General features: G+C 32.8%; 12 protein-coding genes. All 12 read left to right on the forward strand.

Annotated features, from left to right (window positions below):
• Positions 1-5: 5 nt before the first annotated feature.
• The 12 genes from LIS78_RS05680 (at position 6) to LIS78_RS05735 (ending at position 15893) form a co-directional block, all read left to right on the forward strand.
• Positions 6-674, forward strand: coding sequence for a CpsD/CapB family tyrosine-protein kinase (locus LIS78_RS05680; RefSeq protein WP_286676962.1), 669 nt, complete (start codon positions 6-8; stop codon positions 672-674).
• Between the two features lie 1080 nt (positions 675-1754).
• Positions 1755-2180, forward strand: coding sequence for a VanZ family protein (locus LIS78_RS05685; RefSeq protein WP_098792469.1), 426 nt, complete (start codon positions 1755-1757; stop codon positions 2178-2180).
• 951 nt (positions 2181-3131) lie between these two features.
• Positions 3132-4997 carry a transglycosylase SLT domain-containing protein gene (locus LIS78_RS05690; protein WP_252284795.1) on the forward strand — a complete coding sequence of 622 codons (1866 nt, stop codon included), beginning with the start codon at positions 3132-3134 and terminating at the stop codon, positions 4995-4997.
• A gap of 689 nt (positions 4998-5686) precedes the next feature.
• On the forward strand, positions 5687-6454 hold the full coding sequence (locus LIS78_RS05695) for a tyrosine-protein phosphatase (RefSeq protein WP_252284796.1): 768 nt from the start codon (positions 5687-5689) through the stop codon (positions 6452-6454).
• Positions 6455-6766: 312 nt separating this feature from the next.
• Positions 6767-7660, forward strand: coding sequence for a UTP--glucose-1-phosphate uridylyltransferase GalU (gene galU / locus LIS78_RS05700; RefSeq protein ID WP_098792467.1), 894 nt, complete (start codon positions 6767-6769; stop codon positions 7658-7660).
• 38 nt (positions 7661-7698) lie between these two features.
• Positions 7699-8376 (forward strand): sugar transferase, encoded by a 678-nt coding sequence (locus tag LIS78_RS05705; protein ID WP_286676963.1) that lies wholly within the window; start codon positions 7699-7701, stop codon positions 8374-8376.
• A 29-nt stretch (positions 8377-8405) separates the two neighbouring features.
• Positions 8406-9923 carry an O-antigen ligase family protein gene (locus tag LIS78_RS05710; RefSeq protein WP_252284797.1) on the forward strand — a complete coding sequence of 506 codons (1518 nt, stop codon included), beginning with the start codon at positions 8406-8408 and terminating at the stop codon, positions 9921-9923.
• Positions 9920-10948, forward strand: a complete 1029-nt coding sequence (locus tag LIS78_RS05715; RefSeq protein ID WP_252284798.1) for a polysaccharide pyruvyl transferase family protein — start codon at positions 9920-9922, stop codon at positions 10946-10948. The genes LIS78_RS05710 and LIS78_RS05715 overlap by 4 nt, the downstream gene beginning before the upstream one ends.
• A 14-nt stretch (positions 10949-10962) precedes the next feature.
• Positions 10963-12465 carry an oligosaccharide flippase family protein gene (locus LIS78_RS05720; protein ID WP_252284799.1) on the forward strand — a complete coding sequence of 501 codons (1503 nt, stop codon included), beginning with the start codon at positions 10963-10965 and terminating at the stop codon, positions 12463-12465.
• A gap of 54 nt (positions 12466-12519) precedes the next feature.
• Positions 12520-13731: a glycosyltransferase gene (locus tag LIS78_RS05725; RefSeq protein ID WP_252284800.1), complete on the forward strand. Its 1212-nt coding sequence runs from the start codon at positions 12520-12522 to the stop codon at positions 13729-13731.
• Positions 13732-13736: 5 nt separating this feature from the next.
• A complete protein-coding gene (locus tag LIS78_RS05730) occupies positions 13737-14513 on the forward strand; it encodes a WecB/TagA/CpsF family glycosyltransferase (protein WP_252284801.1) in 777 nt (258 codons plus the stop codon).
• Complete coding sequence (locus tag LIS78_RS05735; RefSeq protein ID WP_252284802.1) at positions 14514-15893, forward strand: sugar phosphate nucleotidyltransferase; 1380 nt, start codon at positions 14514-14516, stop codon at positions 15891-15893.
• Positions 15894-16033: the final 140 nt, after the last annotated feature.

Below are 16033 nucleotides of genomic sequence, written 5' to 3' on the forward strand. Positions count from 1 at the left end.
AATTAATGCATATGCGCAGCTTAATCTCACATCAAAAACCAAAATCTCCTATCACAGAGCAGTATCGAACGGTGCGTACCAACATTCAGTTTTCGAATGTAGATCGTGATATACAGTCCATTATGGTTACCTCTTCATTTCAAGAAGAAGGGAAATCAACAACTGCAGCAAATTTAGCTGTTGTTTTTGCTCAGCAAAAGAAAAAAGTGTTGCTGGTGGATGCAGATTTACGTAAGCCTAGCGTGCAGTATACGTTTCAATTGCAAAATCATACAGGTTTAACCAATGTATTAACGAGGCAAACGGTGCTTCATTCCGCTGTTCAAGCTACGGGAATAGATTCGCTGGACGTGCTAACAAGCGGTCCTATTCCTCCGAATCCGACAGAGTTGCTTGGTTCACAGGCGATGAAAGAGTTATTGGAAGAGATGTACAAACAATATGACATCGTTATCATTGATACACCACCTGTGTTGCCAGTGGCTGATGCTCATATTTTGGCCAATCAATGTCATGGGCTTGTATTGGTTATAAAAAGCGGACATGTAGAAAAAGACTCTGCCCTAAAAGCGAAAGATATATTAGAAAGCGCAAAAGGCAAGCTTCTTGGAGTCATAATTAACCAAAAGCAGCAGCCAGATGATGAACAATATTATTATTATGGTACAAAATAGTTTAAAAAAAGACCCTTGAGAAGAGTCTTGCTTTTGTTAAGTAAACAATGAAAAAAACTACACAGCCAGTATGTTTCGGTATTCGCCGGAGCATACTGGCTTATTTTGTTTGAATTCTTGTTGATTAGTAAAATTAAGTATATACCTTGGCTGCTTAAACCAATTTATTTTCTATCTTATGTAAAGAAGAGGGTAATTCCTCTGTTTTAAGCTGAGAAAAAACGATCCTAAATAAATGATGCCTTAATCTAGAAAAAGATAAAAATCAGAGACTTCTCATGAGTTCACTAAGATTTTGTAAAACTTCTTTTTTATATTTTGTAATATATATGAACTTGCGCCGTAGTCGCTTTCTCCGTATGATATTGGCAGGACTTTCGCCAAAATACAGATATTCTTTCTTCAAAAAATAAAATTCCCGCTAGGTTATTCTTTGTCCACCTGAACCTTTACTTCATTTTGTCTATCCTTATATTTTTATAACAATTGAGTTACTTCCTCCTTTATAATAGTTAAACGAATATAGTAGTTATCTATCTTAAATAGAAGCAAATAATAATCCTTTGTGTCACTTTTACAGGTATAATTATATTTTGTAACATTCATGTTTTTTCAAAACCGATATCTTTTCACTTGGGATAGATGAAAGGAATTAATTGCAGTAGAAATTACAAACAGTAAGCAATTAAGGGCGGCTTAAAATTATTCTTTTTTCGTCTTGAGATAAAAAATGACTTCTAAGTGCCGATAATATTAAAGTAAATTACCTTTCATTCAATTTTCACTAAAAAGACATAGGGTATATACATAAAGGGCAAGAACTAAAATATAATTTATAGGAGAAATAACGTGTTTTTTACGTCTAAAATATTTTATCACTGGCATCGTATTAGATTAGCATTTTTGGAACTATTAATAGAAGGCTGTGTGGACCAGAAAATAAAAAATAAATTAAAGAGCAAAATTAACTATCATAAGCAGAAAATGAGAGAGTATCAAAAGACTAACTTTAATCCTCTCGAAAGAGGGAAATAGTACAAAGAAATACTACATAAAAAAAGCTATAGGAGATTGCAAGGAATGTTTAAGCGTAATGTAATTAATGCTTTATTTTTAGGTTCAATTCTATTTATTATTGGTTTAACGATGTTTCCAGAAGCTTCATTGGGTATCGGTGTAGACCAAGGGGGCATTAATCTTGTGCCCTTTTATACAATTGGAGATTTATTACTTCATCGCTCTTTTGGCGATTTTATAATAAATAATATGGGGAATATTATTTTGTTTGTCCCTTTTGGTATCTTGTTACCCTTTAAATTCAATAGTGTAAGTAGTTTTTCAAAAGCGTGCCTAATAGGAATGGTATTTTCATTGCTGATTGAAATTGTTCAATTGTCCATGCCTAATAGGTGGACTGATATAGATGACGTTATTTTAAATACTTTAGGAACGGGGATCGGTTACGGCTTATCTAAATTATTAAAAAATATTTCGAAAACAGCATAGAAATATACAAGCAAGAGAGTGTATAGCAGTTCTATCTTTATTAGACAAAAGGTGCGGTTTCTATGAGGATAACTTTATGAATTTAAACAAAATATAGAAACAAAAGAGCGCTGATTCCTGCGCTCTTTTGTTTGCAAAAATAAATAATTTAAAATATATTTTTTGTTCATTAATTGAAATAAAATTATTCCTTAGATATGTTCTAGTAATTTAGCAGCCTTAACTTTATTTGTAAGTTTCAGTGTATTTTTAGTATATTTTCATGGTTTTTTCATTTTTTATCGCTATAATAACTCACGTGAAAATTCCTATACAAAAATCAAAAGATTAGGATGGAAAGCTAACAGTCTAAGTCAAATGACTATGACAGCTGGAATGTCTGGTAAAAGGGGAACTTAAAGTGATAGAGTTTTTTAAAAAGATTTTAAAGTGTAAGATTAAGGCGCAACATAAAGTAGAAATTTCTTCTGGTAGATGTATTCGATGTGGAAAAGAAATCGTTAAGTAATGTCTGATTGAGAGAAAAGTCCTTCCAAGATTGGAGGGGCTTTTTTATGCGCACTCGTTATTATTAAGTAAGAAATGTCAGGCACCCATAGTGGAAGAGCAAGAAGATAAACATCCTAATATTGAGGGCCATAAGAATTATATATACAGATTTATTAGGTGAAATCGTTGAAGGATATGATGATTTTAATAGTCGCACATTCAAAAGCATGGAGTAGTGATGATTCTTTTTGAGAGTATATCAATTGGTTAGTAGATAAATCATTTAACTAAAGATAAATGCTGATCTAATAAAACAAAGAATTTCTGCTTAAAAGAATTATATAAAAGAAAAAATTGGTTTTTATACTAAACTATTTAAGTTTTAAAAAATCTTTGATTATATTAAAATGAAATCCTTCTATGGTAAAATATACTTCATTAACTAGATTGGAGAATGAAGTAATGAAAGTAATTTTAATGAGAGTGGGTTTATTAACCTGCTTAGCACTAGGCTGGTTTCATGGAGAGGCATTTGCAGAAGTTGAACAACCCTCTCAATGTGCCTCATACGGTGAAATTAAGCAAAAACAGAATCCCTCACTGCAGCATGTAAATTGTTTATTGACGAATGCAGCTCTAGAAGCAGATATCCCACCTGAAGTTGTAAAAGCGATAGCTACAAAAGAAAGCGGGGCAACAGAAGATAATCGTATTTGGAGTCAATTCGACAACGAAGGTAAACCTAGAATTTCTCAAGACGGTGGAATTGGGCTTATGCAAATTACAAATCAGTCAACCTACGATCAAGAGAGGTTAAAATACGATGTTTATTATAATATTCAGACAGGTGTTCGGATACTTAGTGATATGTACAATCGGACTGATCTTCCTAAAATAAAAGGAGTGGGAAGAGAAATAATTGAAAATTGGTATTTTCCAGTGATGGCTTACAATGGAACCAAGCCAGTAAATAGTCCTCTTTATCAATCTACTGGTGAAAAAAATACGGAAGCATACCAAGAAAAAGTTTTTGCTTTAATAGAATACTACAGTTTTGTAAATGATTCTAAACTTAAGCTAGGACAGTTTCCTTTTACTACAGAAGACTTTGATTACGATGTATCTCAAGATGAAAATATCAAATTTTCAAAAAAAGAGTATACTTTAACTGATCAGTTGCATTCGTCAACCTACTCTTTTAAATTGGGTAATAAAGTAACGGTAACAGGTGATGGCGTGAATTTAAGGTCGCAGCCAGGAACCTCTTCAACTATTAGTACGTTAGCTAAAGATACAGCCTTGGTTGTTAATGGAGACTTTAAATATGATCAAGATTCAGGAAGTGAAAGGCAATTTGTATGGTATCCTGTCAGTACGTTAGATCAGCAATCAGCGGGATATATTTCATCAGCCTACCTTATGAAAAGTTATACACCAGGAAAAGTTACGAATGTGAGTATGAGTACAGATAAGCCAAGCCCCCAAACAGAAGGAACGCCTGTCACACTCACAGCAACATCTGAAGGAAGCATCGAACCGGAATATCGGTTTTATGTGAGAGACGAGAAAGGAACTCTTACAATGCTGCAAGAGTACGGATCAAGTAATAAAGTAACGTGGACCCCCAAAAGCAAAGGAACGTATACCTTAATTGTACACGCAAAAGACAAGAGTAAATCAGGTGCAAATAGTTACTATGAAGCACGCACAGAGAGGACTTATCAAGTAGAAGCAGGGAAAGTTACGAATGTGAGTATGAGTACAGATAAGGCAAGCCCTCAAACAGAAGGAACATCTGTAACACTGACAGCAACGTCCGAAGGAAGCAGCGATCCGGAATACCGGTTTTACGTAAGAGATGGAAAAGGAACTCTTACCACGCTGCAAGAGTACGGATCAAGTAATAAAGTAACGTGGATCCCTCAAAGCAAAGGAACGTATACCTTAATTGCGCATGCAAAGGATAAGAGTAGATCAGGTGCAAATAGTTACTATGAAGCACGCACAGAGAAGACTTATCAAGTAGAAGCAGGAAAAGTTACGGAAGTGAGTATGAGTACAGACAAGGCAAGCCCTCAAACAGAAGGAACATCTGTAACACTGACAGCAATATCTGAAGGAAGCATCGAACCGGAATATCGGTTTTATGTGAGAGACGAGAAAGGAACTCTTACAATGCTGCAAGAGTATGGATCAAGTAATAAAGTAACGTGGATTCCTCAAAGCGAAGGGACGTATACCTTAATTGTGCATGCGAAAGACAAGAGTAATTCAGGAGCAAATAGTTATTATGAAGCTAGAATGGATACCTCTTATGTTATAAACTAATTAATATGCAGCTCTATCATTTTTTAATGGTAGAGTTTTTATTATAGGAAACAAAAGTGACTAGTATTTATACACATTTAAATGGATTATCTTCTTAGCCGCAGATTTATTAATAGTAAATTGTTAAAATCTAAAAAGAAATTCTTATTTGCAAAAGGTAGCGTACCTGTTTTGTTATTCATATGATCTTTTACGCAATAAACGACATATAATTTAAAAGGACATTTTTTTAAAAAAATAGGTATTTAGTTCCTTGTTTTGATGAGTATAATAGACTAATCGAGGTGATTTTCACAAAGTTTAAAAATACTAATAACTTTATTTTAGCAACGATGGAAACGGTATCAAAAAATCATTTAGTAAATTCGAGAAAATTTTAAATTTTTCTTATAAACAAGTCTGTTGGCTCAAGAAAATATAAGGTTTTATTGGTAAAATTCTAAATAGATAATTTTGGGCAATAACCTATACATTTACATTTTTTTCGTAACATTAATATTACACTGTTATAATTTTGAAATATATTCACGATAATTTTAATGGGTAATAAGACCTGATTAAATAATATAAAAAGTATATAAAACTGGTATTCGGGGTATTTCGACAAAAACAGACATTGAACCTATAAAAAAGCTATGCTAGTATTGATAATGTTTTTGTAGGACTTTTGAAGGATGGTGAAGGTGAAGGTGATAGATTTACATTGTCATATATTACCTGGTGTTGATGATGGTGCAAAAGATATAGCATCGAGTGTTGAAATGGCAAAACAAGCAATCTCACAAGGGATTCATATTATTGTCGCTACACCTCATCACCAGAATGGAAAATACATAAATGAAAAAGAAAGTATTGAACAGCAGGTACGTTTATTAAATCAAGTGTTGCAAGAACAGGAATTACCTTTAACTATTTTACCCGGGCAAGAGTCGCGTATCTTTGGGGAAATGGTCGAGGAATATCATGCTAGCCGAGTTCTTACGCTAAACAATACAGGTAAATATATATTCGTAGAGTTCCCATCTAGCCAAGTGCCACGATATACAGAACAACTTTTATTCAATCTTCAGTCAGAGGGGCTTACACCTATTATTGTACATCCGGAGCGAAATAGCCGTTTAATTGAAGAACCTGATCTTCTATATAATTTTGTGAGCCGAGGGGCATTAACACAATTAACTGCTTCTAGTCTAGCTGGTGATTTCGGGAAAAAAATTAAGAAATTTTCTCATCAATTGATTGAAGCCAATCTAACTCATTTTATTGCTTCAGATGCTCATAATGTAGCTGGGAGATCTTTTAGAATGAAAGAAGCATTAAGCATAGTAGAAAGAGAGTATGGCATTGACTTAGTTTATCAATTTAATGAAAATGCAATATGTGTGGTAGAGGGGAAAACTTGCTTTATAGAGCCGCCAGAACGAATACAGCGCAAGAAATTTTTAGGCATATTTTAGTTAAGGTATGTTAAAGGTTCTTACAAATTTGTTAATTCTTTAGATTATATAGTTTATTATTCAATATTAGAAATGAAATAGTAAGGTAATGTCTCCTCACCTTTATCAATGGAGATACTCGATTGTACTGTGGGTGATTGACACCTTAGACGCTTGTCGTCAAAAGTACGGTGTGAGGGTGGGTTAGATGCCCGACTTTATTGAATAAATACTTACGAAAGAGTTACTAGCAGTAACTCTTTCATAAGTATTTATTCTATTATTACATAATTAAATAATAAAGAAGAAAAAAAAGAAAGAGGTATAGAATGTATGAAGAAAATCCGTAAAGCTATAATACCAGCAGCTGGTTTAGGAACCCGCTTTTTACCAGCTACAAAAGCAATGCCAAAGGAAATGCTGCCAATCGTTGATCAACCTACTATTCAATATATAGTGGAAGAAGCCATTGAGTCTGGTATTGAAGATATTATTATTGTAACAGGCAAAGGAAAACGAGCGATTGAAGATCATTTTGATTATGCACCGGAGCTGGAGAATAATTTAGTAGAAAAAGAGAAGTTTGAATTGTTAGAAAAAGTTCGTCAATCTTCAAACGTAGAAATACATTATATTCGACAGAAAGAACCAAAAGGTTTAGGTCATGCTGTATGGTGCGCTCGGAAGTTTATTGGAAATGAACCATTTGCTGTGTTATTAGGTGATGACATTGTCCAAGCTGAAACACCTTGCTTAAGGCAGTTAATGGATGAATATGAAAACACATTATCTTCTGTAATTGGCGTTCAAACCGTTGCAGATGAACAAACTCACCGTTATGGAATTGTAGACCCAATTTCGAAAGAAGGAAGACGTTATCAAGTAAATACATTTGTTGAAAAGCCAGCAGCAGGTACTGCGCCTTCTAATTTAGCAATTATGGGGCGTTATGTATTTACACCGGAAATTTTCATGTTCTTAGAACAGCAAGAAGTAGGTGCAGGTGGCGAAATTCAATTAACGGATGCTATTCAAAAGTTAAATGAAATTCAGCGTGTTTTTGCTTATGATTTCGAAGGTACGCGTTACGATGTTGGAGAGAAATTGGGCTTCATTCAAACAACGCTGGAATTTGCACTGCAACATGAAGAAATGCGAGATGAATTACTGGAAGTGATGACTTCTATTATTGAACGAGAAAGTAAGAAAAAAGTGAATATTAATTAATCATACTACAGGGGAAAGGGGATTAAACATTGTCAGAAATGGTAGGAAATAAAGCTGTTTCAGATACATCTGTTGCTAAACAATATCCAAATGTAACAGTAAATAATAGTATGTCGTTTCAATTTGCAAAAAGAACCCTAGATATAGTGCTTACTAGTGTGGGGTTGATACTACTTTCGATAGTTTTTCTAATAATTTCTATAGCAATAAAGATTGAAGATCCTAAGGGACCTGTTTTGTTTTCACAAAAAAGGATCGGCAAAGACGGCAAAGAATTTAATATGTATAAGTTTCGGTCAATGGTTACAGATGCTGAAGCGAAGCTCCAGGAACTATTGAAACATAATGAAACAAGCGGTGCTATGTTTAAAATGAAAAATGATCCTCGTGTAACGAAAGTAGGCAGATTTATAAGAAAGACCAGCATTGATGAATTGCCTCAATTGTTTAATGTGTTGAAAGGCGATATGAGCTTAGTAGGGCCAAGACCACCTTTACCTAGGGAAGTTGCAGAATATAATGAATATCATAAACAGCGCTTACTTGTAACACCGGGTTGTACGGGCATGTGGCAAGTGGGAGGCAGAAGTAATATTGGATTTGAAGAAATGGTGGAATTAGATTTGTATTACATAACAAATCAAAGTAATTTGTTAGATTGTAAAATAATATTAAAAACATTTAAAGTACTTTTTGGTTCCAACGATGCTTTTTAAATGTTAATGAGTATATAAGGTGAAAATAGATGAATTCTTTAACTATGTATATAAAAGAACGTAATAAAACAGTACTTATTCTATTTAGTGTTTTGATAAGCATTTTTCTTGGTGCTTTTTTATCATTTGTTGCTTATAAAAGTTTTTTAATTGGAGTAGGTATGTTTGCTGTTATATTGTTAGGCTCAATCATGCTCCTTTTACTCAATTTTTCAGGTATCAAAAAGACATTAATTATTTTATTCTTTTTTACTTTAGCTTTTAATATCGAATTTCCTTTGTATCCATTCAATGGAGGATTTTCTGCAAGTCATCCGGGGGGATTAAGAGGAGCTTTAGTCGTCAATCAGTTTTTTCTAATACTTCTTGCTTTGAGTCCGGTCTTTTTAAAAGAAATTACAGATAAACATTTAGCTTCAAAGAGACAATTAAAATCTTTAGAAATTATATTATTTGTCTTCTTTACATTGATTTCAATTATTTCATTTTTCTTTGCAGATAATAAACCAGCAGCATCTTATACTGTTGTAAGGTTAATATTTATGATGCTTTTTGTATTTATGATGCTCAAATTAACTTTTTCTTCTATATGGGATTTCTTTTTAAAGGGAGTTATTTTACTTTTACCAGTGCAATTTGGAATTGGAATTACACAATATATTACTGGTCAATATGTAGGCTTCCGTATACTTGGAGAAAGCAAAAATCCATTTCGAGCAGAAACTGTATTTGGTGCAGCAGAAAAAGGGTTAAGTGGTACGCTTGGGCACCCGGGTATATTAGGTGCTTTTTTAACGCTTGTAATGCCTTTTCTTCTTTTATATTATTTGAATTCAGAAAAGAAAACAAAAATCAGAAGTTGTTTAGTATTTTTATCAATTTTGCTTTGTGCATCGTTAATCATACTAACAAATGCAAGAACATCAATTGTAATTATGTTAGCAACTTTCTTTCTGGGGTTTTTAGGAACCTCTATTATTCGATACAGAACGGATGAACCTGCAAATAAGTTGCTGTGGTACCTATCTATTTTTACGCTGGCTATTTTAACATTTATTTTTGTATTTTCAGATGCTTTGATGGAGAGATTTGGAGATTCTGATTTATTATATCAAGCAAGTTATAGAGGGAACCTAAGTGTTATTAGCTGGGATATTATCACAGCTAATTTCAAAAACTTCTTTATAGGAGTTGGCCCTAATAACTATACAGATACAGTAGCGACAATGGGCAGCGGATTTGCGTATACTCAACCCGTTCACAATATGTATTTATTATTATTTGCTGAAGGCGGCATCTTTTTCGCGTTGTGTTATGTAGGTCTTTTGGGGACTGTGTTATTTAAAATGATAACAGTAATTATTCAGAAAGGTACACACTCATACTATGCGTTAGCAATAATCATAAGTGTAATTAACATCTTTCTATATAACTTTACTGGCTGGGCAAATAACAACAATCAAACTTTTATTTTATTTGTGATAATTTGTATATTCTCTATAAAAATTTATGAAGAACATAAACAAACAAGGTTGGGACAGTTATGACATTAGGAACTAATTTTTCAAGTGTTGTTGATATAGGCAGTGAAATTACTCTTGTAGGTTATTATGGGATGGATAATTTCGGGGATGACCTTATGTTAAAGAGTTTATTAGATGAATTTAAAAAGCATGATTTAAGAGTTAATATTTTAGCTTATCGAGAGGTTAGCTGGTTATTAAAAGAAGCCTACCCTAATGTGAAAGTATGGATTTGGCCGGACTCCAAGATAGGGAAATTTCAGATCTTTAAAAAAGCTTCGCAAAACAGCAAAGCAGTCTTTTGGGGCGGAGGCACCTGCTTTACAGATGAAGATGGAGACGGATATTTCAAGTATATGATTTATGCAAAACTATTAAGCAAGAAAGTTGGCTATCTAGGAGTAGGAATTGGTAATCTTAGCAAGACTTCAAGATTATTTAAGACTAAAAAGCTAATTAATATTTCAAGCATTTTAACGTTTCGGGATAAAACATCGTTAAAGAAAGCTTTAAATTGGAAAAAGAAATCATCAAAAGCATCAATTGAGCTAGTAGAAGATCCTGCAAATCAAACACTAAAAGTATTGGCGAGTTCTTTGCCGGTGCAAACAAATAATAATAGTCTTGTGTTAGCATGGCGTGATTTAAGCGATTATTCGAATACTACTATAGGTTCTGAATTATTGCCTGTATCAGAAATGGCGATTAGATTATGTCAAGAGTACAAAGCAAATAGAATTATAATTATAGACACAGATTCTGTAAGAGACAGAGAGCTGAGCATTTCTTTAAAAGAAAGCATTGAAAGACTTAATGGTACTATTTCTGTTGAGTATAATGACTGTAAGAATTATGAAGAAAAGCTTGCAGTAATTAATGAAAGTAAAGTGATTTTTACTTCTAGATTGCACGTAGCTGTAGCAGCTAAGTATTTAAATAAAGAATGTTTTGTATATAATTATTCTCCTAAGATTAGTTATTTTGTTCAAGAGGAAGGCAATAATAAAATTCAGCTAATCGATAAGGACTTAACTATCAAATCGGCTTAATTGGAGTTTTTTAAATGTCATTAAAGAAAAAGTTAGCTAGTAGCAAAAATAAAAATATCCTGGATATTTCTGTTCTATGGATATCGCAATTCGGTGCTGTGGGCATAGCCTTTTTCACCCAATTATTGTTAGCACGTATATTAAAAGTAGAAGATTACGGTTCGTTCACTTCAGCTATTAATATCGTAACTATTCTAGGGGGGGCAGCTGCCTTTGGGGCTGGATCGAATTGGTTGCGGGCCTTTGGAGTTGAGGGATGGAAGGCACATAGATGGGTAAGACCTACAATTAAAATTAACCTAATAATTGCAAGCATTGTTATTGTCGGACTACTAGTTTCTACTTACTATATGTCTGTATCGGATTCAACGAAAATCCTTACAATTATTTTTATTTCAATTTTATTGTCTTTAACTTTTTCAACTGCCGCTGAGGCTGTGTATCAACTAGAAGAAAAATACCAAAAACTTTCATTTCTAAAGTTTTCTGTACAAGGTTTGCGGTTTTTAGTAGTACTGATTGCTTCATTTATTGGTGCAAATCTGTTATTCATTGGAATAGGTTATGCAGTAGGAGCGTTTATACTAATTTATGTTTACTTTAGAATAATAAGAAGATTATATAAACAAAAAGTAGAATTGAAAGGACATGCACCATATAAAAATCGGACCTTAAATGATATACCTAGTACTAAAACAGCTTTTAAATATTTATTACCCTATGGTTCAACAATTGTCTTTTATTCTATTTACTTTCAAAGCAATATCTTTATTATAGGTCTAATGAGCGGAGAAGAAAGTGTTGCACTATATAATGTGGCTTTTACAATACTCAACGTCATTTATCTGTTCCCTACCACTTTTTATCAAAGTTATCTAATTCCTAAAGTTCATAGATGGGGAGAGAACAATGAAGAAAAAATGTCTCTCTTATTTAAACAGGGAAGTAAGATCGTTTTGACAATTGGAATTATTATTATGCTTGCAGTTGCAGGCTGTGCTTCATTTGTAGTTCCATTATTATTTGGAGAACGTTATGCAGAAGCAAGTTTAATATTAATGCTTTTATCGATAACTATTCCATTTAGATTACTTTGCAACAATCTGGGCAGTATCTTAGTAACAGAAAAGCATGTGGTGAAAAAAGCATATTATCAAATGACAGGTGCAATAGTAAGTATTGTTTTAAATGTTGTTTTCATCAACATATGGGGGATTTATGGAGCAGCTTTAGCGACAATTATTACAGAATTTATTGTTATGTTGTTATTTATAATAGGTGTAAATTCTTATGTGCCAGCGATTAAAAATCACAAATGGAAAAATACTAAGAAATTCACCAACCTGTTGCTAGTTACAACATTATTAGTTGTCTATTATTTCTACGTTTTGTCTAATAATGTAACTGCTTTTGAGTTTTTTATACCGATTTTAGTAATTGGTTTAGTTTTAATCTATTCGTTAGTTAAATTAATAAAAAATGATTTAATTGTTTCAGTTAAAAAACTTCTACTTTAAATTTAAAGTAGAAGTTTTATTGTCAAAGAAAAGATTTAGAGAGAAGTGAGACTTATGAAAAAGATTCTTTTCATCACAAACCTCATTCCTTACCCGTTAGATAATGGTGGGAAAATAAAAAGCTACAATACAATCGTAGCTTTATCAAAAATTTACAATATTGATTTACTTTGCTTTGCTAACTCACAGGATGAGTTAAAACATGTAGATGCTTTGAAAGATATTACCGATAACGTGAATGTTGTTGTTAAAACTTTAGTTAGAAGCGCTTCTAAATCAGCTTTCATAAAAGATTATGCAAGCAGTCTTTTTAGCGCGTGGCCTTATAGTATTAATAAATTTTATGATAACCGCTTTAAAGAGCATTTGCTAACTTACATAAAGAAAAACACCTATGATTTTATTTATGTCGATCATTTGCCGATGATGGTATACAACAAACATTTTAATGATATCCCTATATTATTAGATCAGCACAATGTAGAAAGTTTAATCTTTAAGCGTTTTATAGAAACAGAAAGTAGCCGTGTAAAAAAGATTCTAGGGACCTATGAATACGCAAAATTAAAAAAATTCGAAATTCAATCTATGCATGAATCATCTCAGATTATTTGCTTAAGTAAAAACGATCAGCAGGAGTTTCATGAATTTGGAGTTTCAACAGAAAAGCTATCAGTTTTGCCAATTCATATAAAATTAAATAAAAAGTATGAACCTAAAAAGCATGAAGGTGGAAAATTCAAATTATTATTTTTGGGTTCAATGTCATGGTATCCCAATCAAAATGGCTTGAAATGGTTTATGGAAAATGTATGGCCAAAGTTAAATCATTCTGAGTACGAACTTTACATTGTAGGAAGTAAACCACCTGCTTTTATTCAGTCATATCACAATGGAGAAAATGTCTTTGTAACTGGCTATGTGGATGATGTAGATGAATATATCGAGTTATGTGATATCAGCATTGTCCCTCTTTTTGTAGGAAGCGGGCAGCGTGTGAAAATTATTGAATCTTTCGCAAAAGGTATACCTGTAATCTCTACGTCAATTGGTGCTGAGGGACTTATCTGGGAGAATGGAAAAGAAATATTAATAGCAGATGATAGTAATGAGTTTATAAATAAATTAAATACCATAAAGTCTAATCCAAATATGTTAAAAGATTTATCAGTAAATGCCATGAATACATTTGAAACATATTATTCATCTGATAAGTTACCGAGAAAAATAGAGAAAATTATACAAAGAATGGATCTAAAAGGATGAGTGTATTGACAACTAATCAAGTTAAATTATTTGACATTAATTTTGATAATTTAACCATGCTAGAAGCTATTAATAGAATTGAAGACACGGTTGAAATTAATAAAAAAAATAACCAATGTAGTTATGTTGTTACTCCAAATGTTGATCATATTGTAAATACTTATAAAAATGAAAAATTCAAACAGGTGTACGATAATGCAGACTTAATTTTAGTAGATGGGATGCCTATCGTACAAGCATCTAGAGTGCTAAAGTCTGAATTGAAAGAAAAAGTATCCGGCTCAGATCTAACTCCAGAGTTATTTAAATTAGCTCAAAAAAAACAGTATAAAGTTTTTATTTTTGGTTCTAGAGAAGGTGTAGCAGATTTAGCTATACAGAAAATTCAAAAAGATTTCAATTATGATTTTCCAATTAAAGGTTTTTCACCTCCTTTTGGATTCGAAAAAGATCCTATTGTGCTTCAAGAATGTATACAGAAAATCGTAGATTACCAACCTGATATGTTACTAGTATCTTTAGGTTCTCCAAAAGGAGAATTTTTTATTTATAACCATTTATCGGAACTAAAGGTACCTGTTTCTTTACAGATAGGTGCGTCAATTGATTTTATTGCCGGTACAGTAAAAAGAGCACCTGTATGGATGCAAAAGTCCAGTCTAGAATGGTTTTATCGTTTTGTCAAAGAACCTAAACGCATGTTTAGAAGATACTTTATAAATGATAGTTTATTTTTTAAGATTTTTATTCAAGAATATGTTGCGAAGAAAAGAGGGAATTAAATGAAAACGATACTTTTATCAGGTGGTTCAGGAAAAAGACTATGGCCTTTATCAAATGATGCTAGATCTAAACAATTTTTAAAAGTGTTAGAAGATGATAATCAAGAATTACAATCTATGGTACAACGTGTTTGGAAACAATTAGAGAATGTGGAGTTAGCTGATTCGGCAGTATTAGCTACTAGTAAATCACAAGTGGACATGATTCATAGTCAATTAGATAACAAAGCTGATTTAATCGTAGAACCTTGTCGTCGAGATACTTTTCCAGCTATCGCTTTAGCTGCTACATATTTATATAGTGTACAAGACACGGGGCTAGAAGAAGTAGTAGCTGTGTTACCTGTAGATCCTTATGTGGAGAATCGCTTTTTTAACCGTGTAAAAGACTTAGAAAAAGCTGTACATGATAGCGATGCTCAACTTGCATTGATAGGAGTAAAACCGACTTATCCTTCAGCTAAATATGGCTATATTGTACCGGCAAATAACGAAGGTAATAACGAGTATTTGCCAGTAAGTCGTTTTACAGAAAAACCATCCGAAGATAAAGCAGCAACCCTTATCGAGCAAGGTGCACTGTGGAATTGCGGTGTATTTGCTTTTAAATTAGGCTATGTCATTTCAATCTTAGAAGAAAAAGGCTTGCCGATTCAATACGATGAGTTGTTAAAACAGTATGAAGGGCTTCCTAAAATCAGTTTTGACTATGAGGTAGTAGAGAAAGCAGAAAAAATTGTTGTTCTTCCATACGATGGATACTGGAAAGACTTAGGTACTTGGAATACATTAACAGAAGAAATGGCAACAAGCCAAATTGGTAAAGGCGTTATTAGTGAGGACAGTACAAATATTCATTTAATTAATGAATTAGATATTCCAGTTACCGTGTTGGGGGCTTCTAATTTAGTTGTAGCATCTAGTCCAGATGGCATCTTAGTCTCTGATAAAGAAGCTAGTCCAAGAATTAAAGAACTAGTGGGAGAATTTGATAATCGTCCTATGTATGAGGAGCGTCGTTGGGGATGGTATCGGGTATTAGATTATACGAAGTTTGAACAAGGAAAAGAAGTCTTAACAAAGCGCATTGGCGTAGATGCCGGTAAAAACTTAAGTTATCAATTACATGATTATCGTGATGAAGTATGGACTATTATCAAAGGTGAAGGAGAGTTTATCTTAAATGATAAGCTTAGCACTGTGAAACCTGGTGATGTTCTTCGAATTCAATCAGGAGACAAGCATGCTATAAAAGCCAATACTGATTTGGAAATCATTGAAGTTCAAACGGGGTCACAATTAATTGAAGAAGATATTGTCCGCTTATTCATGACTTGGGAGGAAATAACTGAACATGTATTGAGTTTGAAGAAGGCCTAATTATCCTCGAGAAAGAGTAGGTATTGTTAATCCTACTCTTTCTTTGGTTTATCATTTAACTCCAGCATGTTCTATAACTTATAAAGTTAAAAATTCAGTTATGAATTTTAATAAGATTATACATACATTTTAGCAAACAG

Source organism: Priestia megaterium, from assembly GCF_023824195.1.
Classification (GTDB): domain Bacteria; phylum Bacillota; class Bacilli; order Bacillales; family Bacillaceae_H; genus Priestia; species Priestia megaterium_D.